This is a genomic window from Mycobacterium sp. IS-836 (assembly GCF_001954275.1).
Lineage (GTDB): Bacteria > Actinomycetota > Actinomycetes > Mycobacteriales > Mycobacteriaceae > Mycobacterium.
The window spans coordinates 1-22,401 of the sequence record NZ_MBEU01000063.1; the positions used below are offsets into that span (position 1 = coordinate 1).

The following is a 22,401-nucleotide window of genomic DNA, read 5'->3' on the forward strand; positions in this document are numbered from 1 at the left end:
GGGGAGGCTTTGGGGGCTCAACCGCAGGGGCTTCGGTGCGGACCGGCGGTGATTGTTGGGGCGGGTCGACGGGCATCGGGGTGCGGACCGGCGGGCGTTGCATTTCCCAATCAACCGGCATCGTCGGAGGCGGGGATGTGGCTCGGGCGGAAGACGATTGCTCGGCCACATCGATCGGCATCGGCGGCAGTGGGTGGCCGTTGGGTTCGGGCCGGCTCGGTGGCATGGTCGGCGCCGCCGACGGTGGCGCAGACGGTGGCGCAGAGGTTTCATTGACGTCAAAGTCCGTCTGCGCGCCGGGTTCATCCGAATCTTCCATCCCCTCGAGGGAGTGGAAGAGCTGGTCATAGTCGGCCGCCATCAGAACCTTTCGAGCTCATCGACGCGAAGAAGCACGAGAAGAGCCTGGGTCTCCCATTGGGGTGGAAGTGGCCCTTTCCCGTGCTTCGCCGCTCGCCATCGTCTTACGTGAACATGCCAGTGACGCCGGACTCGGTTTGGGCCATCGCCTGACTGGCCTCGGTGATCCGCTGTGACAGCGCCTGCAAGGAGGCATTGAGCTCAGCGGAGGTGTCGTCCCAATTCCGCTGGACTTGTTGGTAGGCCTCCGAGCCGCTACCGCCCCACGCCTCTGCCAGCTTGGCGAGTGAACTCTTGCCTTCGTCAAGAAGTCCATGGGTGGACTGGACGGCTCCCTGGATCGAGCTCGCTCCGCCTTCGATACCGGCGAAATTCCACGACTGTTCCGACATATTGTTTTGCTCCGTTTCTCTGTGATCGCTGAAGGGGTAGGGGTTAGAAGTTCATCTGTGACGACAGCGAACTCGCGTGTTCCTCGTCGGCCGAGGAGTACTGGATCCCGGCGCCGTGGATGTTCTGCGAGATCTCGCTGAGCGCCTTGATCTGGGCTTGGCCCGCTTCGTGGAAGCGTGCCAACGCTTGCTGGGCGGCGGCACCGGCCTGTCCGCGCCAGTGGCCGGCCAACTCGCCGCCCGTCGACTCCACCGTCGCAATGACCCTCTGGAGCTCGCCGGAGATCCGGTCGAAGTTGCCTGCCTCCGCGCTGAGGGTAGCGGCATCGGTCTTCATCTCTGCCATGCTGGACTACTTTCTCCTGTTTCCTGTCCTCGCCAAGTAATGGCAAGTCTTCCGGCCCGGGCGGCCGGGAAGTCTCTCACTGCGGGCGCTCACCAGTCGTCCTCGTGATCGAGGTCGACGTCGATGTCGTCCGGATGCGGGGCGAGCAATGTGGAAGCCGCCAGGCCTGGCCGGGAGCTCGCGCCGGATTGCGCGGCGCCGGCACCCGCCATGCCCATAGGGGCGGCGCCACCCACCGCCGACGATCCCGCGCCGGCGCCGGCGGGTGTGACCGCCGGAGCGGGCTTGTCGATCAGCTGGCTCATCACCGACGTGCGCGCGGCCGTGCCGCCCGAGCCGGGCAGCGCTTCCGAGTGCATGAGTCCCATGCCCACGCTGGGGCCCGATCCCCCCGCCAACGGGTGGTTGGACAGTGGGCTGGCACCGATCAGCCCCAGTTGTCCGCCGTTCTTGTCGCCCAGGCCACCGAGCTTGTCGCCGATCTGATGGTCACCCGGACCGCCGCCCATTCCGTTCTGGCCGGCCATCGACATCATTTGCTGCAGCGGCTGCATCAGCTGCTGCATCGGCGCGCCGAGCTGACCTATCTGACCGAGGGACGGCGTGATCGGCTGCTCGAGCGGCACGCCGACCTCCGGGACGGTCTCGGGGATCTCGTCCGCCGCCTCCGACAGCGCGCGCAACGCCCCGGGGATGGCTTCGGAGCCTAGGGCCGCGAAGTTGCCCGATGCTTCGTTCGCCACCGCCTCGCCCACCCCGGGCTGCAGGATCGGCTTCATCGGGGGAAGCGGCTCGAAAGCCGTGTTGACGAGGGTCTCCGCCTGATAGACGTCCATGACGGCCGCGGCCTGGTTCCACATGCGGACGAAATAATCCGTTTCGTTCAAGCCGATCGGCACCATGTTGATACCGAGGAAATTGGTAGCCGTAAGAACCGCGTGGGTGATGTGGTTGGTGGCGATTTCCGGCAACGAGGGCGTCATCGCCAAAGCGGTGGTGTACGCGGCCGCTTGGGCCGCGGCGCGCATCGCGCGGTCCTGGGCGTGCCCTGCCGCGGTCTGCAGCCAGGCCACCATCGGGGTTGCAGCGGCTATCGCGCGTTCGCTGCCCATGCCCGTCCAGGACGCGGTCAGGGAGACCAGCGCGGCGGACAACTCCAGGGCTTGCGCCTCGAGCGCACCGCCCAGCGCTTCCCATCCCGCGGCAGCCTGCAGCATCGGCGCCGGACCCGCGCCGGCCATCAGCCGTGCGGTGTTCAGCTCCGGCGGCATCGCGTGCCACAACATGGTTATCCAGTCCCCTTGTTTGCGAGTGCTTTTGGGCTATCTTTGGGCGCGGGCCGCGCCGGCAATGCCGGTAACGGCGGGGCTAATTGCCATTTGTTGCATTTGCGTACCTCTTCTGTACTGCCGCGCGCAATAAGCTCTTCAATTACGACAAAACAACCCAATAGACAACGCATCTCGGCTCGTTATCACGTGCGGTAGGTCCAGCTTCTTACTGGGCGCTGGGATAATCGTAACCGCGGTCTGGAGGTGCTCAGTGCACTTCTTCTGGAGGGTCGATGTAGACGGCCTGGATGACCTCTTTGCCCTCCGGTGCGACCAAAAACGCCTGGCCAGGGGGCCGCCGCTTGACTTGGATATCCCGCGACGGGAAATCCTGCTTGTCCCCGGAAAGGAACAGTGTGGGCGATCCCGCGCCGTATGCGGCACCGACGAACTTGTCCATAGTCGCCTTGTACGCGGAGCTCATTTGACAGGTCACAATGATGTGCAACCCAATATCCGAGGCGGCCGGCAATAAAGGCGCCAGCGGGGCCATCGGCGGCATCCCCCCGGCGGCCGCCACGATCATGTGCCAATCATCGACAAGAAGAACAACATCGAATCCGCTCCACCATGACCGGGACCGTAGTTGCGCGGTTGTCAGGTCGGCCGGTGGCAGTCGCTTTTGCAGGTTGACCGCCAGGGCTTTGACCGCTTCGTCCAGCGTCGTGCTGTTGCGGTTGATCGCGCCGGCGTCGAGCAGGTGGCTATCGGGCACCGCGTCCAACAGCCCGGAGCGGTAGTCGGCGAGCATGAAACGCACCTGTTGCGGGCTGTTGCGGGCGCAGATGGCCCGCGCAATCGCGTGGGCGGTGCGCGTCTTGCCCGCCTTGGCCGCACCGAATATCAAGAGGTGTGGCGCCGTATACATCTGCGCATGGGCTACCGAAAGATCCGCTTCTCGCACCCCGATCGGAATCGTCCAGCGAGTGCGGTAGTCGGCGTCCGGGCCGGGCGGGTTGGGGTCGAGCTCGTGCAGGTAAATCCGCTCGGGCAGCACCCGTACCCGGGGCGCTTGCTCGGTATGTTGCGCCGCAACGTCATTCACCGCCGCGGTGATTGCCTCGACCAGGTTCTCGGCGCTGTGCACACCGTCGAACCTGGGCACACCGATCATCAGGTGGTGCTTCTCCAACGACATCGCCCGGCCCGGGCGATTCGCCGGGATCTCCCGCGTGGCCCGATCGATCTGGGTGTCGTTGACGTCGCCGAGCCGGAACTCGATCTTGGTGCCCAGGTAGTCGCGGACCCGCGACTTCAGCTCCGTCCAGCGTGGTGTGGTGATCACGGCGTGAATGCCGAACGACAACCCCTGCGCGGCCAGATCCTGCACCTGCGATTCGAGGTCGGGAAATTCGCTGACGAAGGCCGGCCAGCCGTCGATGACCAGAAAGACGTCACCAAACGGGTCGGCCGCGACGGCTTGGTTCGGGTCTTCGCGCAGCTGGCGGTACGCCGCGATCGAACCCACCCGGTGTTCCTTGAACGTTGCTTCGCGTTGCCGCAGAACGGCTTGCACCTCCGCGACCACACGCATGACGCGGTCGGGCTCCGACCGGGTTGCGACCCCGCCGACGTGCGGCAGGTTTTCCAGATAGATAAGGCCGCCACCGCCGAGATCGATGCAGTAGAACTGCACTTGTCTCGGTGAGTGGGTGGCGGCGGCCGACAGCATCATCGTCTGCAGCAGTGTCGATTTCCCGGTTTGCGGGGCGCCGCCGATGCCGATGTTGCCGCCCGCGCCCGAAACGTCCACTCCCCACGTTGCCTGCCGGTGCTGGCGCGGCTCATCCATGATCCCGAGCGCAAACCGGAGGGGTTGGCGGTCATCGCGCGCGATGAGTTCGTTGACGGGCGTCGGGTCGGTCAGCGGCGGCAACCACATTTTGTACGCCCGCGACTCGGTGGTGCTGAGTTGTTCCAGCACCACCTCGCGCAGCGCCCGCCCCTTCGATTCGACAGTCATGGCGCCACCGCCTCATCGGGGACGGGTGCCGCGGTGAATTCCTGGATCCGCACCTTTTTCGGGCCCGGCTGCGGGGCGGCCCCGTTGCTGTCGCCGTTGGTCTCGGCCCGAGCCGTCGGAACGTATGCATTGCCGGTATATAAGGTGCTGAATTTCACCGGGTCTTCCATGCCGACCCGCAGAAATCCGACGCCGCTTTCCTTGTTGGTGATGTACTGCGCCTCGGGGGTGCCGATCACCGCCTTGGACTCGTGCGAGCTGGTGGTCCGCAGCGCGATCCGGTACGTCAGGTTCGGCTCCAATTTGTCGATGCGCACGCCACCGGTTTGCAGGGACTGGGTGGCCAGCAGCAGATGCACGCGCAGCGACCGCCCCACCCGGCAGATCCTGTCGAACAAGCCGATGAAGTCCGGGTGGCTTTGCAGCAACTCGGCGAATTCGTCGACGACGACGAAAAGTGTTGGCAATGGCGCTAAGTCGGCGCCGCGCTCACGGTACTTCTCGTACTCGGCCACGCCGGAGAGCGCGCCGGCCGCACCGACTTGCATGCCGGCCTGACGCAGGATCCCCTGCCGGCGGTCGAGTTCACCGGTCAGCACCTCGCCCATCCGGCTGACGAGCTCGGCCTCCTCCGCCATATTGGTAACGACGGCGGCGGTGTGGGGAAGCTTCTCCATTCCGAGAAACGTTGAGCCGCCTTTGAAGTCGGTGAGCAGGAGGTTCACCTGGTCTGGGTGATGCATCGCCACAAGCGACAAGATGAGCGTGCGTAGAAATTCGGACTTTCCCGACCCGGTAGTACCGATGAGCATGCCGTGCGGGCCGGCGCCGAATTCGGCGCCCTCCTTGATGTCCAGGTACATGATGTTGCCGGTCTTGAGTTCGTGACCGAATGGGATCTTCAGGCGATCACGGTCGGTGTCGGTGAACATCCGCCAACGGCTCGGCGCCACTTCCTCGACACTCTGGGCACCCACGAGTTGGTGCCACTCCGTCATCGCCTTCTTCTGGATGCCGGTGCCCTTCTTGTCGATCACGGTTCCGGTGATCGACCATCCGGCCAGCTTTCTCGCGATGCGGGTGGCCTGTTGGGGAGACATGGAGTCGGTGGCTGCCGTCACCTGACGAAACGACTGCCCGGGCAGCCGGTCATCGGCGGTGCCGTCGTCGGCCACCCGGATGCGGTAGTTCGAGCCGCGGTGGTTGCCCAGCGTGATCACCGTGACGCCGGCCCTGCCGTCGGGCGGGAACCCCGCCCTGCCTCCGGTCAGGTCGACGACCACGACGTAGGGGCCGCCGGGAAGCGAATCAGGCGTGTGCGGGCCGCGGGCGGCCAGATCGGCCAGACCGTCCGGGCGGGTGGAGATCATGCGCAGCTGCCCGGCGCCGTCGGTCTCGGTCGGGTGCTGAACGTGCGGCAGCCACTTGAGCCAGGACCAGTCCGGATCGTCGGGATCCTCGGTGAGCACCCGGATCTGCAGCAGGTCGGGCGGATGGAACACGGCCAGGTGGCAGATCATCGCGGTCAACAACCCGGCCGCTCCCGCTGGGTCACCGCCAATCGCGATCGTCGGAAATGTGCGCAGCTGCACCAGTTTCGGGCAGTCATGGATAAGGCCATGGGTCCGCAAGAACTTGACCACCCACATGTTGGCGACCGGCTCGAGGTATGGCTGAGGCGCCGCGGCGGGGCCGGCCAGCTCGCCGCCGGCGGACGGCTTCATCAGCCGGTCCACCGCCGGCTGGTCACCGATGCCGATTCGGGTGGCCGCGTAGAAGTCGGCGTTGGCCGGGCGTGACCATTGGCGCGGCGTGCCGATGAGGGACGCCAGATCGTCGGGATGCGGTGCGTGGTAACCGAAGAACGCGACTTGGGCGCTGGCCGACGACGTCACGCGAGGACGAAGCCCGGCGAGGTAACGCAGGTATTCCTTACGGTCGGCGTTGATTTCGGGTACCTTCTTGCCGCCGCCGCCGTGGCCGGCCATCATGCCCATCGACATCATGATCATCATCAGCGGCATCATCAGCATGTACGGCGAGAGCTGCCGGGTTCCGGTGACCACCATGATCGCGATCATGCCGACCATGCAGACGCCCATCACGTAGGGCAGCGCCTTCTGCACACCCGACGGCGGAATGTCCACACCGAGGTCCTCGGGCGGGCTGACGCTGATCTCGCCCGGGGTCAGCCGGGGACCGCGCGTGACGGTCGGGGTGAACTTCTTCGTTGTCATGAGGGGGCTCCGTTGGGTCCGCCCGGCATCTTTCGGGGGCTCGGGTCAGCCGGCAGCGTGTCGTGCTCCAGTAGCGCGGCCTCTTTGGACAGCACCGGACCGTCCACCAGAAGGCGAACGATCTCCCAGGGCGCCGGTTTCGGCGACGTCAGGCCCAGTGCCCCGGCGGTCTGCTGGTCCGGCAGCCCGTAGCGGACACCTTGCGGGTCGACGTAGTAGAGAGATTCACCGTATCGGGGATCCGGGGACTGCATCTGCACGTACTTTCCGCCATTTGCGTAAACGGTTGCCGCGCCCTGGATCTGCTTGATGCCTTGGCCCATCGCCGCCGGCGGTATCGGCAGATGCCGACCCGTCACCACGGCTGTCTTGGGCGCCTGCTCGCCGGTATTGCGTTCCCACGTCCAGCACAGTTCGGGCTCGTCCGGCCGGTTCACGAGCTTGATCGGTTCGTCGGGCAGGGGAGAGGGGAACTCGCGTTCCGGGATCCTGACGACCTGACTCTTGACCACCGACGGTATCGCCACCAACCCATAGGATTCGTTGGCGCGCAACGCCGATGCGGTGTTGGCGTTCACATGCGCGACACCGTCGGGTAGCACCACAAAGAATTGCGACCCAAAGACCGTCTGGACCTGAAAGACCGACCCGATCACCAGTTCGTTGGGTAGGCCGAGAGTGTTGGGCGCACCCGCGCCGGGCACGGGCGGCAACTGCCAGGATCCGGCGTCGGGCAGTGCGTTGAACATGGCCGCGGAGATGGGTGTTGGCTTGGCGGCCAACGGTATTCCCAGCGCCGAGGTGAGGGGGCGGTCGGCCAGAGCGGTGGCGTGTCGGCCCGTGGAGGTGATGATCCAGTCCTTGCCTTGGTAGGACGCCAGCAGCGCCTCGCTCGGAAGAAGCGGATTCACCGACGAGTCGATGGCCAGCGGCATCGATATCACGGACGTCTGCACCGTGGGGCTACGGGTGTCGGCTCTACTAACGGTGTCGCACAGCGCCCACACCGAAGAGGAGTCCGACGAAACGGGCGTGGCATACGGCGCACCGGGAATGCCGATCGATTGCCCCTTGGGGAACTTGTTGAGTTCGGACGACTTGACGGCCTTTGGCTCGGCCGCGTTGCCCAGCACCAGGCGCGCGGAAGTGAGGTTGTAGACGGGATGCAGCTGACCCGACACCATCAGATAGAGCTGGTTCGTTGCGCGGTCGACGAACAGATTGCCGCCGCCGAGTTTGCCTTGGGGCTTGAAGTACGCCATCGCCAGCGCGCCCACCATGATCAGCACGGAGACGACGATGCCCAGCGCGACCGACCGGCTGTAGAACTGCAGTGGGTCGTCGAACATCCGGGTGTCGCGCCGGACGACGGCATGTTCCAGGCGCCGGAGCAGAAAGCGCCAGCCGCTGACCTGAACCTTGGTGGTTAGCCGAAGACCCGCCATGTGTTACTCGATGATGTTGAGGCGTGCGTGCACGGCGGCGATCGCCTCGCTCATGTCTTCGCCGTTGATTTCGCTCAGGCGGTCCTCGTCGAGCGTTTCGAAGTCCCCGGAACGGGTCAGGCGGATGTCGCGGTATTGTTCGCCGGCCTCCACCAGCTGGCGCGCATAGCGACCGTTGCCGGCGATGTCGAGCGCGGCCTTGCCGCGCACCGTCTGCTGGCTCAGCAGCTTCGCCGCCTCCAGCAGATGTTGGGTCGCCTCCGAACTCAACGACGAGTCATTCGATGCCGCGATGACTTTCGCGATTTCCAGGATCTCCTCGGGGGAGTAGGAGTCGAATTCGATCCGGGTGGCGAAGCGCGACCGCAGGCCCTCGTTGGTTTCCAGCAGCCGGTCGATGTCGGAGCTGTAGCCCGCGATGATCACGACGAGCCGGTCGCGGTCGTTTTCCATCCGTGCCAGCAAGGTGTCCAGCGCTTCTTGCCCGAACGGGTCGGTCCGGCCGTCCCGCTCCTGCACCAGCGCGTACGCCTCGTCGATGAACAGCACACCACCGAGGGCGCGATCGATCGCCTTGGTGGTCTTGACCGCCGATTGGCCCTCGTATTCGGCGACGAAATCCTTGCGCGAGGTCTCGACGAGTTTCGGTTCGGGGATGACACCCAACCCGGCCAGGATGTTGGCAACCACCCGGGCGATCGTCGTCTTGCCGGTACCGGGCGGCCCGGTGAAGATCATGTGTTTGCTCGGTTGCGCGACCTTCATGCCGCGGGCGGCACGGACCCTCGCCATTTGGGTTGCGGCGCGGTAGCGCTCGACCTGATCTTTGACCCGGGCCAGCCCAATCTGTCGCTCCAGTTCGGCTTCCGCTTCCACGAGCAACTTGTCGCGGCCCGAGGTATCGGCCACCACGGTCTCGGCGTCCCACGGGTCCGTGCGGGCCGAGATCTGTTCGGCGCTGGTCGTAGCGAGGCGATAGGACGAATCTTTGAGCGCGGCAGTAACTTTGGGCTCCGGATGGGTGGTCTGCAGCCATTCCAGCAGCGCTACCGCGGCTTCTTCGTTTCCCTGGCCGCGGCGCGTCATCGCCAGGTACCAGGCGATGGCTCGTCCGCATGCCTCGCCCGCCGGTGAGGCGTTCGCCTCCGTGAGTCGGCGTTCGGCTTCGGTGAACAATCCGAGGTTCGCGGCGGCGACCCCGTGCGCGACACCGGCCGCGGCGGCCAGGAACTCGTCGGGCCACCGGCTGGCGTTCCTGACTTCATCGATCACGTCGGTCCATCGCCCCGCCTCGCCGTAGATCACAGCCTTGACCCACGACAGCAGGTGCTCCGCCCCTGTGCTCGGCGTGTCCTCCACGGCCTCCATCGCATCGGCGTAATTCCCTTGCGACGCTTCACTTACGGCGAAGCCCATGGTGATCGCCAGCGGCGAGTTGGCCGGATAGGTGATGTCTCCGTACAGTCCGCCGATCGCGAGCCGGGCGCCCAGGGCGTTCATCGAGATCTGAGCGGCCCCGGCCAGCTGCCCGAACTGCGTGCGCGAATACCACGCGCGAAACAGCGTCACCCGTTCGCTGTCACCGCATCGGATGCGGCCGATCCACGCGTCGCAGGCCGACTCGTCGTAGTTGGTGATCTCGGTGAACAGTTCCAGGGCACGCGTCTCCGAGACGGGCAGCATGCCGACCGCGCTTTCGAACAGACCGGCCAGATGGTCTGTCATTTATCGGTCGCGTATCGGGTCGCAAACACGTCCGCCTGCGCCGCGGCGGCCTGCTCCGGCGTCGTCAGACCGATGCCGTTCTCCATGAAGTCACGCACCACGTCGTTGTCGCCAATCCCCATCTCGCGCATGGTTTCCGACAGGGAAGCGTCTCCTAATAGAAAGGTGTGCTGGGCGGCCAGACCCTTCTGACGGGCGAGGTCCGCAATGACGCGGATCTCGTCGGCGAGCTCGGATTCGGTCATGCTCGTCACCTTCGGCGATAGCTCGACCCGCTGGGTCCTGCCGTCCATCAGCGCCGACACCGACACTGTCTCGGGCGGATTGGTCACCGTGAACAGCTCGCCGCCATCCTCGTCGACCTCTTGCTCCTCCTCGGCGGCCCCGGTCTGCGAATCGATGGCATCGAGATCGGTATCGGAGTCTTCGGGCTCGCTCGGCGCGTACTCGTGCAATGCATCGACGGCAGACGGCTCGTCGCCGTCCTCGTCGGCGACGGAGAAGTCCAGGGCGTCGGACTCTTCGACGCTGTCCGAACCGGACGCGGCCGCAGAGAAATCCAGGGCGGCGAGGTCATCGTGGTCGTTGTACTGCGGCATGGCTCCTTCTTTCTGACTGGTAAATCCGTGGTGGCAAAAGTCAGCCGCCATTGGAGGCTTCGGCGCAGTCAAACCAGGCGCCCGCCGGGAGAAACTCCAGGAGGCCGTCCAGGGTGCGCTGCAGATTTTCTTGGGTGCCCGACAAAAAGCTTCCGTATAGCTCGCCGCCGACCCGGCGGGGCAGCGATACCAGCCCGCCGTGGGTCGACTCGAGAACACCGGCGGCGACGTCGGTTTGGGTGCATGTGCCCCCGCCGTGGCGTTGAGTTGCGGTGATCTCCACCCAGCTATTCGGATCGTTGATGATTGCGGCGTAGGTGCGGGCCGAGGCGGGCGCGACGCCGTGCTGGGCCAGCTGGGCAGGCGTGGTGCAACCGGCCAATTCGGCTGCGACACCCGTCAGCGGTTCGACGTCGGCGGGTGTGGCGGGGCCGAGGACGGTGGTCACCATGCCCGCCAGGCCGACCCGCGGAGCAACCACCTGCAGCACCAACATGTCGCCGTCGCGCACGGCGATGAGGTGGCGCTCGCCCTTGCGGCACACCACAAAACGCACCATGACGCCACCGCGGTCACGCCGCCACCACCGGCACTCCAGGCTCCGGTCGGGCCTGCTGAGCGTGTCGACCATCGCCGCCACCGCCGGGTGCGGTTGGCCCTGATGGTCCAGCACGCCTTGCGCGGTCAGGTCTCGCTGCACCTGGTCCCAGACGACTTGGCGCAACGCCTCTTGAGGGATGTTGGGCCGGATCCCGAGCGCCGTCGGGAAATCGACCAGGTGCATTCGGTCGGCGATCACCAACATGCCGTCGACGGTCACCTCCACCCCGACGACGTTGTCGACGAGGCTCGCAGGACCGGTGGCGAGGGGACCGGACATGATCAGCGATCAGGCATCCGTCTGTTGAGGCTTCCGGTCAGATCCTCGTCGACGACCTGAGTCACCCACGCCGCAACCGCGGCGGCTTGTTCGGCCTTGCTGGCCGCTAAACCTGCCATGGGTAGTCTCCTCAACGGTTATTTGTACTCGCTATTGCCTTGACTCGTCCCGGTTTTTCCTGCACTAGTTGGGCTTAAAACGGGGAGGTTCGGCGCCCTTTCTCGCGCCGGAATTTTGCGGGCTAGCGTCGTCAGCGGACGCGGACATGCTGGCCCGAAACCTGTTGGGCATCAGTGGCTGCAACATCGATGGGTGCACGCTCGGCACCCTCCGTGCCCAGGCCCGCTCCGGCCCCCTCGACGTCATCGGCAAGCTCGGCCTCCTCGGCGGGGGCCGCGGCCCCCTGGCCCTGCTGGCCCAGCTGGGCGAGCTGCTGTATTTGTCCCATCGCCTGATTGACAAGTTGCGAATGCTGCGACAGTTGGCCCGAGAGCTTCGAGGCTTGCCCGGACATTTGAGCCAGTTGACCGACGGTGGGCATAGGAACCGCCGGCGTAGAGGGCGTTGTCTTATCCGGCGTCTCCGGCTTGGCATCCGCGAGAGTTCCACTCGCCGCACTCATTTGAGAGCCGAGAGGAGCGCGTTCGTCCTCCGAACGGTTGTCTGCTTTGGCCGGCGCCGCGATGGGCGGTGTCGCGGACAAAGCGGACATCCCGGACATGCTGTTAGAAACCGCGTCGAAGCTGCCCACCGTGGACTGTCCCGAGGTAGCCACCGTCGCCTCGGCCATCGAACCCTCTTGTACCGTTCCAGTCGCGAGGGCCTCGTATCCTTTGGCCAAGGAATCCGCTTGTTGTCCATTTTTTATCGAGTAGTTGAGTAGCGTCCCAAGGAAGCTCAGGGCCGCGGCAATCCCAAGGGCGCAAACAATCCCTGCGAAGATTTTTGCGACGGCGGGTCCTGCGGAAGGCGTGAACTGAATGATCAGCTCGACGATGTAGCACGCGATCAGCACATCCTTCAAGACGCCGAAGCCCAACCGCATATGCGTGACCCATTCGGCCTGATCCTTGACCAGATCCGCCAGCTTGTTGTCCAGCTCAGCCATCGTCGTTGCCATGGTCTGTAGCGCAGAGTCCAGGTCGGCATAGGCTTCCGACGCCGAACCCTCCCAGCTGTCGTTGTCCGGAAGGGCCGACTTCAGTTGCGCGGACAGCGTGCTGAATTGGTGCGCACCGGCCTTGAGGTCATCCCCTTCGGCAGGCGGGCCGAATCCGGTGGTCAGCTCGAGGATCTCGACGACGGTCATCGTCCAAAGGATGAGCGAGGTGCTCTTCTGAAAGTCTGATGCCTTTTTCATCCTTGCTTCGTTGCGGTCGGTCATTAGGCCGCCCGTCATACGCTCTAACTGCCAGTTGTAAAGTCGAGGACCAACCATCTTGCCGATCGTGGCCCCACCGGCCAAAGCGTCCCCACTCAAACTGGTCACACTCGACGCAAGATATTCACCGTCGCCGAAATTGGCTTGGAGGCCGCTGGGACCGCCGAACTGTTGGCCTAAGCCGGCCAAGCTGGCGAGAAGCCGGGCGGCATCGCCGAGGATACCTACAGCCATCTGCGGGTCCTTAAGCCGTTGCGCGAAAGATCATGTGCCACAACCAAGTATCCGGTCAGGATGCCTGGGCGAGCGGCGAAGTGATCGGACCCGGTCACCCGTCAAGCACCTGTTTGTTGAGGTTCTTGCCCGATTCGTCGTCAGTGCTCTGGTAAACGTTCTTGGCGGTGCGCAGCTTTTTCGCGAGTTCCGTAGAGCCTTTGCTCATGGCCTCGCCCGCGGCTTGGCGGGCCGAGGCGGCCTTGGTAAACGCAACATTGGAGGCACCGCTGGCCACACCGTGGGTCACCCACACCTGGACTTCGAGGTCGGAGGCCGCCGAGGCTGCGCTTGCCGCCTGAGTTGACGCCTTGTCCTGCGTTGTTGCCAGTGTGTCTAGGTGCTCGGGTGTGACGACTACATCGGCCATGGGTTTCTCCTAGCTTTTTGTCTCGTATGTCTTGGCTTGCAACGGTTTTGGATGCGCCTCACGGACTCAAACGATGCGCCCGGCTGGACTTGGTTGCCGTGCCCATTCGGCGCCGCCCACCGCGGCCTCGACAGGTGCACGCTCGGCGCCCGCTGCGTTCGAGCCCACCCCGGCGCCCTCGACGTCACCGGCGAGCGCGGCCTCTTCGGATGAGGCCTCCTCGGCAGGGGCCGCAGCCCCTTGGCCCTGCTGGCCCATTTGGGCAAGCTGCTGGATCTGTCCCATCGCCTGGTTGACGAGTTGCGAGTGTTGCGACAGTTGGCCTGAGAGCTTCGAGGCTTGCCCCGACATGGCCGACAGCTGCGCCAAGGTGGGCATCGTCACGGGCGGCGTGGACGGCGTTTTGTCGGGCGTCTCCGGTGTCTGGGGCGCCTCGCCCACGGCAGTTTCAGCGGCACTCATCTTTGCGCTGAGCGGCGCGCGTTCGTCCTCAGACCCAGTGGCCGCGCTGGCGGGCGCCGCAACAGCCGCGACATCAGGCAACGCCGACATCCCCGACATACTGCTCGAGATGGCCGCAAAGCTAGACACCGAGGACTGCGCCGCAGCGGCGACATTCGCCTCAGCCAGCGAACCCTCTTGCGCCGTCGCCGGGATCAGCGCTTCGTATTGGCTCGCTAAGGAATTCGCCTGTTTGGCATTGTCGAACGACCAGTAGCACAAGTTGCCAATCATGCCTGCGGCGGCAGTCATCCCAATCGCGGCGGCCGCAATTGAATAAATCTTGGCCGCGGTGGGCCCGATCGGGGCTGGCACACCAAGCATTAGGGCCACCTCGATGACGTATGCCGCGAACAGTGCATCCTTCAATATCCCTAGGCCCAGGCGCATATGGTTCACCCACTCGGCCTGATTTTCGACCAGGCGTGCGAGCTTCGAGTCCAGGTCGGCCATCGACTGCGCGACGTCCTGTAACGCTGTGTTCAGGTCTGCATAGCCCTGCGAACCCGAACCCTGCCAGCCGTCGGTCGGAAGGGCCGATTTCAGCTGCTCGGAAAGCGTGCTGAATTGTTGCGAGCCGCCTTTGAGGTCACCGCCTTCGGCTGGTGGTCCGAACCCCGCGGTGAGTTCAAGGACTTCAACGATGGTGATTGTCCAAAGAATGATGCTGAGGGCTTGGCCGTATGTTCGAGCTCCCTTGCCCGACGTGCGTCGCTCAAAGAGGGATTTCTCGCGGATGTTCATATTCTTGCCGATGTTCTTCACAATGTCCTGGGTGAACAAATTAGCCCCGAGGGCGCCCAGGTCTCCGCTGCCACTAGTCACACTTCCCGCAATAGATTCAGCGCTGAATTCACCACCGGTGAAGGGGCTTAGACCTAGGCCTGCGCCGCCCGCGCCGGCGAATTGTTGTCCGATGCCGGCCAAGCTGGCGAGACTCCTAGCGGCGACTGAAAATATCGACATTGCGTGAATCCTCCGTCTGCTGGCATTTGGCGCGCCTTCGTGAGCTGACATGGCGCTGCGTATTAACCGCCCGTTTAGCGTAACGCCCCCCGAGGAGGGGTCAGTGCACGAATTTTTGGGATAGGCAAGGGCTTCCACAGCGCGGCGTATGGGGGCGCGCCGGCGGCTGGAAATACCTCGCTTTGGGCCGTTATGAGCGCTGAACTACGCACTGCATTAACGTGTGCGCCCACTACGCCCTGCCGGATCGGACGCCTGAGAGTGTCCGCCGGCGGCCGCCGTGGCTTCGATTGGTGCACGCTCCGCCTGTGCGCCCACGGCGGCACCTTCGACGTCCGCGGCGGGTGGGGACTCATCGGTGGGCGCCGTGGCCGGCGTGGATCGCTCGCCTGCCGAAGCGACCTGCTGCCGGGAGGTTCGTCCGGACGGCTTTGCGGCTTGGCCCGACATAGCCATCAGCTGAGCGACGGTGGGCATCGTCGGTGCCGGCGTGGACGGCCCCTGGGCGGCCACTGGCTCGCCGTCGCCGGGAGACTCAGTCTTGCCAGCTTCGACATCAGCGCGTGGGACCGCCGAACCGCTGGCTGCGTCGGATGCCCCCTTCGCGGACGTCCCAGAGACGCCGCCGGAAAGGGTCTCGAAGTTGCCGACCCTGGCCTCCCCCGGTTCAGCGATGGCGGCCAGGTTGAAGGACGCACTCTTTGGAACCGCGGCCGCCTGCACCTCGCGGTAACTCGCTGCCGCCTCGCGTACGCAATCCGCGTTGGTGCGCGAATCCTCGACCATTCGGCCCAGGAACCCGACGACCGCAGCCAGCGCCGCCAGGGAAACGACCAGTTGGAACATAATCGACAGGCTTTCGCCGGCGTCGGGCGGCTGAATCGCCTTGAGGGCCAGCGCAATCGCGATACACGCGGTCAGCCCGTCCCTCGTTATCTTCATGTTCCGGCGCAAGTCGATGACCTGGCTCGCCTCCAGCTTCAGAATGTCCGCCATCATGGCGTCGATACCCGCCATCGTCGCGGCCCGATTTCGCTGATCGGTGTTTTGGGCCGCATATGCCTCGGCCCCGTCGCCCAGCCAGCGATCGTCCGGAAAGGCCGACCCCAGCCGTTCGTGGATGAGGTCGAACTTGCCCTTACCGATCGTGAATGTGTCTCCCTTGTCGGGAGTTCCGAAGCCGGCCAACAACTCCAGGGCGGTGATGGCGTAAATCGTGTAGTCGATGATCGGCGTCCCCGGGACGGTTCCTTCGGTCATGAGCTTTTTGACTTTGTCGCTGCCGAATTTTTCGACTATTTGCCGCGTCAGTCGACCGACGTCGGAGAACACGCCCGCCGCCGCGCGGACATCGAGAGAGCTGAGCTTTTGGCCCAGGCCATTCCAGTCCATGTCGCTGATGTCTTTGGCCGCGGTGCCCAGGACTGTGATGAGCTTCGTGCCCTCTATTAAGTAAGCCACTGCCGTGCCCCCTTACGTAGATCTCGTGCGACTTGCGCACTCGGAGTGGCGTTTCGGACGTCAACCAGGAAGCACCTGTGCGCCGAGGTTCTTGCCGGCCTGTTGGTCGGTGTCGTCGTATGCGGCGCCCGCGGCGAGCAACTTCTTGGCGATGTCGATACCGACGAAGCTGATGGCGCCATTCGCGGCGCTGCGGGCGGCCTGGGCCTCGGCCACCGCGGCGTTGGCGAATCCGCAGATCACACCGTGGCTGATCCAGACTGTTGACCCGATCCCGGAAGTTGCCTTGTCCGCCTCTTCGACGTCGGCCGAGGAGGCGGTGTGCTTATCCGCCAGTTCTTCTAGGTATGACGTTGTGACATGTAAATCCGTCATGAGTGTCTTCCCCTACCCGCCGCGACGGCCCTGTTTCGCCGTGCTCCGGCGGTGGCCTGTACGTGCCGCGGTCGCGCTGTATCGAGCCTAAAGCCGCTGCGACCATGGTCGGTGCACGAATATTTCAGCCCGACGGGCGGATTAGTGGATGTGGCTGATCAGCGATTCGATCGCGTCCGCGACGTCGGCGGGCACCGCTTCATCGGCTTCTACGCGCACGATCATCTCCTCGGCCACGCCGGCCGCTTGCGCGGTCTCCAGGGTGGAAAGGTTCGCCCTCTGCCGGGCCGCATATAGACGCTGCGCAAGCGGTGCGCCCGGTGCGCCCGCGCCGACCGTCATCAGTTCGTCGTAATGCCGGCGCACCGTGGCCAGCGCCTTGATCAGTTCGGGAGTAATCCGGCTGATGCGAGTCGCTCGCACGGCGATCGCCTCGAGCTGGCGCAGATCGGCAAGGATGGGCGTCGCCCGCTCGATGAACTCTGGATCGGCGGCCGGCGGCAACGCGGCGATCGCAAGGCCGCAGCCGTCCACCGCAGCAACGATCGCCTGCGCGATCAACGACGTCGGGGCGTCGGAGTGTGCGGCCGGTGTGACAGCCTCGCGGGCGTCGGGCGCGGCCGCTTCCAGCTTGACGTCGGCTCCGCCGGCCTGCCCCCGGCGGAGCCGGGCAATGGTTCCGGCGGGCCATTGCAGTACCTGCTCGAGCTTCGCTTGGGTTCGTTCACGCGGCCAACTGCGGCCCTTTTCGAAAGCGATGAGTGCGCCGGCATTGATGATCCCGTCGGCCGCGAGACTGCGCTGACTGATGCCCAGTTCACGACGGCGCGCGGCCGCGGCCGCCCCGGCCCGAACCACGCCGGGATCCGGTTCGTTGATCCGGGAGTTGGCGCCGTTGCTGTCCGACCCACCCGGGTGCTGCGGCGGGGCAGTCGACTCGACGGTGGACATTTGCGGTGAATCCCTCGGCTCGCGGGGCGGGCCTTCCGCCGTTACGAGTCTAACCGTCGCACTGACTCGTTCCTACACCGGACGCTACGTTTTCACTCGCAATGCAGCCGGCCGCCTACGGGCCACCGCTGAGGCAACCGTCCCGGTGCTACGGCTCGGCTGGTGACTCGAGTTGCGCCGGACGGCGGGGCGCCAACAGCCGTTCCCAAGGAACTACTTGCGGTGTCGCCGGGTCGAAGCGCAAACTACAGAAACATGCGGGATCTGAAACCGTAGCAGCGCGAACGCGCTGCTACGGCTTCGGGGGGCACTGATCGCATCACTGCGATTGCTCTCTGGAGGTACGTATGCCCACGACCGCGACAGCTGAGTACGGATTCTGGCCTGGCGCTTGCGCGCGAGACCCCGATCGATGGACGACGGCTCCCGACGACGAGGCCAAAGTGCTGTGTCGCGCCTGCCCGCGGCGGTGGCTGTGTGCCCGCGAGGCCTGCGAGCTGCCGGGTGCGGAAGGGCTGTGGGCGGGAGTCGTGATCCCTGAAACCGGCCGGGCCAGGACGTTCGCGTTGCGCAGGCTGCGATCGTTGGCGGAAAATCACGGATTCCCTGTGCGCGACCACAAGGTGTCCGCCAGGCCGGCCTAAACCGCACGGCAACGGCTGCCGACCGGGTCGCCGACCGCTGAGGCGCGGGCCCGCCCGCCATGCCCAAGGCGCTACGGTAGCTCGCAGAATCCGGAGCGCGACGGGTCAGCTGCGGGGCAACTTCTGGGCGGCGCTACGGTTTGTCGCTGCCCCGACCGCCGATAGAGCGGAACGTAAGGGACGACACGAATCCGCAGGCCGAACGCCATATCCGTCGCAGTTCCGCCCCACGTTCCGGCGAGCGAGCCCGTGGATACTGAAACGGCAACAGTAGCACTAGCGATGTAACCTCGATACCGAACTGTTGCATTGCAGCGGTTAGTGCTATACCGTATCGAAACATAAGCACGGAGGACCGCAACGCTTCTGGAGGAACGAGCGACATGACCGCAACAACTCTCTTCAACATCCCGCTCGGCGCGTGCACGCGGGACCCTGACCGCTGGACGTCAGCCCCCGACGCCGAAGCCATCGCCCTGTGCCGAGCCTGCCCACGCCGGTGGCTGTGTGCGCGCGAGGCCGTCGAGTCTCCGGGCGCGGAAGGCCTGTGGGCCGGCGTCGTCATTCCGGAATCGGGCCGGCCCCGGGCCTTCGCCTTGCGGCAGCTGCGATCCCTGGCCGAGCGCAACGGATACCCGCTGCGCGAAACCGCAAAGTCGGCTTAACCCGTGCGCAGCGGCCGCCGAATTTCGAGGGGTCGGCGGCGGGAAGCGCAACAGCGCGAGAAATCTAGGAGATTTCTCGCGCTGTTTGGGTTTGTAAGAAACGTCGGTCAAGCCGGTTCGAATCGGAAGACGGCGAGCTGGCCTGCCAATGCCTCGAATTCGTCGGCCGAGCCCTCGCGCACCATTCCCGAGCGCTTTGCGAACGCCACCCCGACCGGCACCTCGGCGGGGAATGCCCGCAGCACCGGGCGCGCTTCGTCGGCGTTCAGTTCGACGATCCTGACTTGCCGCGATCGCCGGCCCCGGGCCAGTGTGCCGGTGCCCGCGGCGCGGGCGTTGGCCGCCCAGTCGGAGCCCGGATAACCAGCCACCACGTAGAGGCCGCCCTCGAACTCGAACGGCGTCATCGGGGTGCTGCGCGGTTGGCCCGACTTACGGCCGGGCACGGTCAGCACCATTGCGGGGCCGGTCGGTATGCCGAGTCGTTGCACCGCCATCATCATCTTGTTCATCGGTTTGAGGTAGCGCGGCGGACGCGGTTGTGACATCTGAGTGCTCCTATCTCTTTGCGGATCTATTTCGCGAACAGGCCGCGGTGCGCCGACACCCACTGCGCGAACGTGGTCGCCGTCCGGCCCAGGATCTTCTCGACGTCGTGGGTGACAAGGGCGGGCTTGTCGAGCGTTTCGGCGAGCATGGACGTGTAGGCGTCGGCGAACTCGGCGCCGAAACCCAGGCCGATGAACCGTTGCCGCACCACGTCGGCCGGAACTTCCTGATATCGCAGTGGGCGGCCCAGGACGGCGCCGATGACGTTCACCAGCTCCACGTTGGTGAACGCCTGCGGACCGGTCAGCGGAATGCGCTGCCCGACAAGCTCATCGGTGAGCAGCGCGCGCGCGGCGACGGCCGCGATGTCAGCCTCGACGATCGGCGCGGTCGAGGCCGCGGCGTACGGTCCGGCAACCACATCGCCGGCGCGGATCTGCGCCGACCACATGCCGGCGAAGTTCGTCGCAAAGACCGTGGGGCGCAGGCTCACCCACGCCAGGCCGGAATCGACCGCGAGCTGCTCGACCTCCTTGTTGCGGTCACCGCGGAAGCGCGACGGTTGCCGGGAGAAATCGTCGTCGGCATTGATGGCCGACAGTGCCACCAGCTTGGTGACCCCGGCGGCCACGCACTGGGCCACCACATCGGGCAACTCCGCCCCAAGCGCACGGGAATTGAGGAATACCGCCGACGCTCCCGCTATCGCGTCGGCCGCCGAGGCGACCGCGTCGACGGATGACGGAAACCCTGCCGCGTCGGGCGTGCGGGTGACCGCCCGCACTCGGGCGCCCGCCGCGGCGAGTTCGGCAACGAGGGGCCGCCCGAGGTTGCCGGTGGCTCCGGTTACGACGATCGTCATGATGTGGTTCCTTCCGGTGTGATGCGACTGCTTTTCACCAAGGACGGGGCGGAAGATGGGAAAGTTACAGCCGGAATCTGTAACTTTTTGCCGCATCAGATCGTCGAAGATTCATGGACCAGTCATACGACCAGATCACCGAGGCGTGGCGCCAGCACCGCCCGTATCTGATCAATCTCGGCTACCAGATACTCGGAGACGTCGGTGACGCCGAAGACGTTGCGCAGGAGGCCTTTCTGCGGCTGTCCCGCGAAGACGTCGACCAGCTCGACGATGTCCGCGGCTGGCTGACGGTGGTCACGAGCCGGCTCTGCCTGGATCAGGTGCGCTCGGCGCGGTCGCGCTACGAGCGCTTGAGCCGCCCGGCCCGCGAGGGTGCCGACGCCGAACCGGCCGAACCGCGGTCCGTCGATCCGGCCGACCGCGTCACTCTCGACGACGAGGTTCGCAGCGCCTTGATGGAAGTCTTACGCAGGCTCAGCCCGGGGGAGCGCGTCGCGTTCGTGCTGCACGACGTGTTCGGCGTCCCCTTCGACACGATCGCCGAAACGGTGGGCCGCCCGGCCGGCACCTGCCGCCAGCTGGCGCGACGGGCACGAGCCAAATTCAGTACGGCACAACCGAAGTTGAGCGAGGTGGCCTCGGCGGAGCACCAGCTCGTCACCGAAAAGTTCATCACCGCGTGCGCCAACGGCGACATCGCCGCGCTGACCGCCGTACTGGACCCCACGGTCTGGGGCGTGGGTACCGTTCTCGCCGACCCGGCGCCGCCCCCGCAGGTCAATCACGGGCCGCGCGCCGTGGCCACCAACCTGATGCGCTACCTCGGGCCGGAAGTCACGGTGGTGAGTGGTCCGGCCGGACAGCCGGTACTGCTGGCCTTCGCCGAACGCCGGCTGTTCGCCGCCATCGTGCTGACCATCCGCGGGCGGCTCGTCACCAAGATCGAGGCGATCGCCGATCCGTCGGCCCGCGCCGGGGTTGCTCAACAGCCGTAGCGCTGGTCAGCTCTCGTCCGCGTCCCGGCGGCGATCGCGTGGCCGCTCCGGCCGCGCCGCGAAATACCCTGCGACCGTTGCCGCTATCTGTAGAAATTTGCGGCGCGTCGCCGTCGCCATTTGATGGCTCACATCGATGACGCCGCCGGGCCGTAGATGCGGATCGAAGGGCACCTCGACCACCGGCTGTCCGTGCTCGATGAATTCGCGGGCCAGCAATTCCCGGGTGCGCTTGTCGGCGTGGCCGTCGGAATCGTTGAGCACCACCAGCGTGCGGTGCAAGAGACCGGCCAGGCCCTGATCCGACAGCCACTCCAGCGTCCGCGCGGCGGCGGAGGCGCCGTCCGCCCATGGCGAGGAGACCACGATCAGGGCGTCCAGATCGCGCAGCACCTCCTGAGTGACAGGCGAATCCATGGTCGAGCCGCAGTCGATGACCGAGATCGTGAAGTGGCGGTCCAGCCGCGACGCGGCTTCACGGTAGATCGCCGGATCGAGAACCCGGCGCGGGCCCGAGGCCGGCTCCCCACCGAGCACGTGCAGCCCGGCGGAGTTGCGCCCGACCCGCTCGATGACGTCGGTGAAGGATCGCAGGTTCTTGTTCGACGTCAGCTCCCAGAACGAGGCCGTCGAACGCGGATCGACCCGGCTGCTCAACCGGCCGAATGCGGTGTCGGCGTCGATGGCCACGACGTGGTCCTGGGGACGGAGCTCGGCGAACAGCGATCCGACGCTCGCGGCGACCGACGTCTTTCCGACACCGCCCTTGCCCAGCACGCCCACCTTGTAATTGCCGTGCAGGCCGGCCCGGATGGTTGCCTCGAACTGAGCCTCTTGGCGCTGCGTGGCCGACGGACCCAGCTTGATGAGGTCGAAGGTGATCAGCCGCAGGACGCGTCGCCAACCGCGGTCGGGCAGTTCCGTTGCGGGCGTCCGCGGCGGTATCGGAGCGGGTGGCGCGGCGGGCGGCGCCGGCTGCTGGGGTGGCGAGGTGGATCGCGCGGGCGCGGCGGGAGCGACTTGTCCGCGCGGCGGGGCAGCGACGGGCGTGCGTGGCGGCGACGCGGGCGGTGGCTGCGGGCGCGGGGGGGGGGCCGGCGGGCGGGCGGGGCGGATCGTTGCGGGGA

Annotated in this window: 21 protein-coding genes; 3 read left to right on the forward strand and 18 right to left on the reverse strand. The window is 65.8% G+C overall.

The annotated features are described in order from the left end of the window. Positions 1-464 precede the first annotated feature (464 nt). From A5747_RS17610 to A5747_RS17680, 15 genes are all read right to left on the reverse strand, one after another. Positions 465-752 carry a WXG100 family type VII secretion target gene (locus A5747_RS17610; protein ID WP_076126540.1) on the reverse strand — a complete coding sequence of 96 codons (288 nt, stop codon included), beginning with the start codon at positions 750-752 and terminating at the stop codon, positions 465-467. 43 nt (positions 753-795) lie between these two features. Then, positions 796-1,098 (reverse strand): WXG100 family type VII secretion target, encoded by a 303-nt coding sequence (locus tag A5747_RS17615; protein ID WP_076126542.1) that lies wholly within the window; start codon positions 1,096-1,098, stop codon positions 796-798. Between the two features lie 89 nt (positions 1,099-1,187). After that, complete coding sequence (locus A5747_RS17620; protein ID WP_076126544.1) at positions 1,188-2,384, reverse strand: PPE family protein; 1,197 nt, start codon at positions 2,382-2,384, stop codon at positions 1,188-1,190. A gap of 253 nt (positions 2,385-2,637) precedes the next feature. Continuing rightward, a complete protein-coding gene (eccCb, locus tag A5747_RS17625; RefSeq protein ID WP_076126546.1) occupies positions 2,638-4,392 on the reverse strand; it encodes a type VII secretion protein EccCb in 1,755 nt (584 codons plus the stop codon). Beyond that, complete coding sequence (gene eccCa / locus A5747_RS17630; protein ID WP_076126548.1) at positions 4,389-6,629, reverse strand: type VII secretion protein EccCa; 2,241 nt, start codon at positions 6,627-6,629, stop codon at positions 4,389-4,391. The genes eccCb and eccCa overlap by 4 nt, the downstream gene beginning before the upstream one ends. Beyond that, positions 6,626-8,074, reverse strand: a complete 1,449-nt coding sequence (gene eccB / locus A5747_RS17635) for a type VII secretion protein EccB (protein ID WP_076126550.1) — start codon at positions 8,072-8,074, stop codon at positions 6,626-6,628. The genes eccCa and eccB overlap by 4 nt, the downstream gene beginning before the upstream one ends. Positions 8,075-8,077: 3 nt before the next feature. Beyond that, positions 8,078-9,799, reverse strand: a complete 1,722-nt coding sequence (gene eccA, locus A5747_RS17640; RefSeq protein ID WP_076126552.1) for a type VII secretion AAA-ATPase EccA — start codon at positions 9,797-9,799, stop codon at positions 8,078-8,080. After that, a complete protein-coding gene (locus A5747_RS17645; RefSeq protein ID WP_076126555.1) occupies positions 9,796-10,398 on the reverse strand; it encodes a hypothetical protein in 603 nt (200 codons plus the stop codon). The genes eccA and A5747_RS17645 overlap by 4 nt, the downstream gene beginning before the upstream one ends. A 40-nt stretch (positions 10,399-10,438) precedes the next feature. Then, positions 10,439-11,278 carry an ESX secretion-associated protein EspG gene (locus tag A5747_RS17650; RefSeq protein ID WP_076126557.1) on the reverse strand — a complete coding sequence of 280 codons (840 nt, stop codon included), beginning with the start codon at positions 11,276-11,278 and terminating at the stop codon, positions 10,439-10,441. A gap of 250 nt (positions 11,279-11,528) precedes the next feature. Next, complete coding sequence (locus A5747_RS17655; protein WP_076126560.1) at positions 11,529-12,893, reverse strand: EspA/EspE family type VII secretion system effector; 1,365 nt, start codon at positions 12,891-12,893, stop codon at positions 11,529-11,531. A gap of 94 nt (positions 12,894-12,987) precedes the next feature. Beyond that, the gene (locus A5747_RS17660; RefSeq protein WP_076126563.1) at positions 12,988-13,302 is read right to left on the reverse strand and encodes an ESX-1 secretion-associated protein; all 315 of its coding nucleotides are present in this window, start codon (positions 13,300-13,302) and stop codon (positions 12,988-12,990) included. A 66-nt stretch (positions 13,303-13,368) separates the two neighbouring features. Beyond that, entirely contained in the window at positions 13,369-14,730 is a 1,362-nt protein-coding gene (locus A5747_RS17665; RefSeq protein WP_142245635.1) for an EspA/EspE family type VII secretion system effector, read from the reverse strand. A gap of 255 nt (positions 14,731-14,985) precedes the next feature. Next, positions 14,986-16,230 (reverse strand): EspA/EspE family type VII secretion system effector, encoded by a 1,245-nt coding sequence (locus tag A5747_RS17670; RefSeq protein ID WP_076126569.1) that lies wholly within the window; start codon positions 16,228-16,230, stop codon positions 14,986-14,988. A 60-nt stretch (positions 16,231-16,290) separates the two neighbouring features. Further along, positions 16,291-16,605, reverse strand: coding sequence for a type VII secretion target (locus A5747_RS17675; RefSeq protein ID WP_076126572.1), 315 nt, complete (start codon positions 16,603-16,605; stop codon positions 16,291-16,293). Between the two features lie 141 nt (positions 16,606-16,746). Next, on the reverse strand, positions 16,747-17,556 hold the full coding sequence (locus tag A5747_RS17680) for a transcriptional regulator (protein WP_233148078.1): 810 nt from the start codon (positions 17,554-17,556) through the stop codon (positions 16,747-16,749). Between the two features lie 347 nt (positions 17,557-17,903). Here A5747_RS17680 and A5747_RS17685 point away from each other — a divergent pair, with 347 nt between their 5' ends. Together A5747_RS17685 and A5747_RS17690 are read left to right on the forward strand one after the other, a co-directional pair. Continuing rightward, on the forward strand, positions 17,904-18,200 hold the full coding sequence (locus A5747_RS17685) for a WhiB family transcriptional regulator (RefSeq protein WP_076126574.1): 297 nt from the start codon (positions 17,904-17,906) through the stop codon (positions 18,198-18,200). Positions 18,201-18,583: 383 nt separating this feature from the next. Further along, the gene (locus tag A5747_RS17690; protein ID WP_076126577.1) at positions 18,584-18,865 is read left to right on the forward strand and encodes a WhiB family transcriptional regulator; all 282 of its coding nucleotides are present in this window, start codon (positions 18,584-18,586) and stop codon (positions 18,863-18,865) included. A gap of 107 nt (positions 18,866-18,972) precedes the next feature. On the opposite strand, the gene A5747_RS17695 is transcribed toward A5747_RS17690, so the two are convergent. Beyond that, positions 18,973-19,413 carry a nitroreductase family deazaflavin-dependent oxidoreductase gene (locus A5747_RS17695; protein WP_076126579.1) on the reverse strand — a complete coding sequence of 147 codons (441 nt, stop codon included), beginning with the start codon at positions 19,411-19,413 and terminating at the stop codon, positions 18,973-18,975. 26 nt (positions 19,414-19,439) lie between these two features. Further along, on the reverse strand, positions 19,440-20,276 hold the full coding sequence (locus tag A5747_RS17700) for an NAD(P)H-binding protein (protein WP_076126582.1): 837 nt from the start codon (positions 20,274-20,276) through the stop codon (positions 19,440-19,442). Positions 20,277-20,389: 113 nt separating this feature from the next. Between A5747_RS17700 and sigI the strand changes: the two genes are divergently transcribed. Next, positions 20,390-21,274, forward strand: coding sequence for an RNA polymerase sigma factor SigI (sigI, locus tag A5747_RS17705; protein ID WP_076126584.1), 885 nt, complete (start codon positions 20,390-20,392; stop codon positions 21,272-21,274). 6 nt (positions 21,275-21,280) lie between these two features. Here the strand turns inward: sigI and A5747_RS17710 are convergent, their stop codons facing one another. Then, positions 21,281-22,390: a MinD/ParA family protein gene (locus A5747_RS17710; protein ID WP_083700532.1), complete on the reverse strand. Its 1,110-nt coding sequence runs from the start codon at positions 22,388-22,390 to the stop codon at positions 21,281-21,283. Positions 22,391-22,401: the final 11 nt, after the last annotated feature.

Coding starts and splice junctions, on each gene's coding strand:
- A5747_RS17690 (WP_076126577.1), top strand. CDS start 18,584: ATGACCGCAACAACTCTCTTCAACATCCCGCTCGGCGCGTGCACGCGG.
- A5747_RS17660 (WP_076126563.1), bottom strand. CDS start 13,302: ATGGCCGATGTAGTCGTCACACCCGAGCACCTAGACACACTGGCAACA.
- A5747_RS17695 (WP_076126579.1), bottom strand. CDS start 19,413: ATGTCACAACCGCGTCCGCCGCGCTACCTCAAACCGATGAACAAGATG.
- A5747_RS17685 (WP_076126574.1), top strand. CDS start 17,904: ATGCCCACGACCGCGACAGCTGAGTACGGATTCTGGCCTGGCGCTTGC.
- A5747_RS17655 (WP_076126560.1), bottom strand. CDS start 12,893: ATGGCTGTAGGTATCCTCGGCGATGCCGCCCGGCTTCTCGCCAGCTTG.
- A5747_RS17620 (WP_076126544.1), bottom strand. CDS start 2,384: ATGTTGTGGCACGCGATGCCGCCGGAGCTGAACACCGCACGGCTGATG.
- sigI (WP_076126584.1), top strand. CDS start 20,390: ATGGACCAGTCATACGACCAGATCACCGAGGCGTGGCGCCAGCACCGC.
- A5747_RS17680 (WP_233148078.1), bottom strand. CDS start 17,556: ATGTCCACCGTCGAGTCGACTGCCCCGCCGCAGCACCCGGGTGGGTCG.
- eccCa (WP_076126548.1), bottom strand. CDS start 6,629: ATGACAACGAAGAAGTTCACCCCGACCGTCACGCGCGGTCCCCGGCTG.
- A5747_RS17645 (WP_076126555.1), bottom strand. CDS start 10,398: ATGCCGCAGTACAACGACCACGATGACCTCGCCGCCCTGGATTTCTCT.
- eccA (WP_076126552.1), bottom strand. CDS start 9,799: ATGACAGACCATCTGGCCGGTCTGTTCGAAAGCGCGGTCGGCATGCTG.
- A5747_RS17610 (WP_076126540.1), bottom strand. CDS start 752: ATGTCGGAACAGTCGTGGAATTTCGCCGGTATCGAAGGCGGAGCGAGC.
- A5747_RS17675 (WP_076126572.1), bottom strand. CDS start 16,605: ATGACGGATTTACATGTCACAACGTCATACCTAGAAGAACTGGCGGAT.
- A5747_RS17615 (WP_076126542.1), bottom strand. CDS start 1,098: ATGGCAGAGATGAAGACCGATGCCGCTACCCTCAGCGCGGAGGCAGGC.
- A5747_RS17700 (WP_076126582.1), bottom strand. CDS start 20,276: ATGACGATCGTCGTAACCGGAGCCACCGGCAACCTCGGGCGGCCCCTC.
- eccB (WP_076126550.1), bottom strand. CDS start 8,074: ATGGCGGGTCTTCGGCTAACCACCAAGGTTCAGGTCAGCGGCTGGCGC.
- A5747_RS17650 (WP_076126557.1), bottom strand. CDS start 11,278: ATGTCCGGTCCCCTCGCCACCGGTCCTGCGAGCCTCGTCGACAACGTC.
- eccCb (WP_076126546.1), bottom strand. CDS start 4,392: ATGACTGTCGAATCGAAGGGGCGGGCGCTGCGCGAGGTGGTGCTGGAA.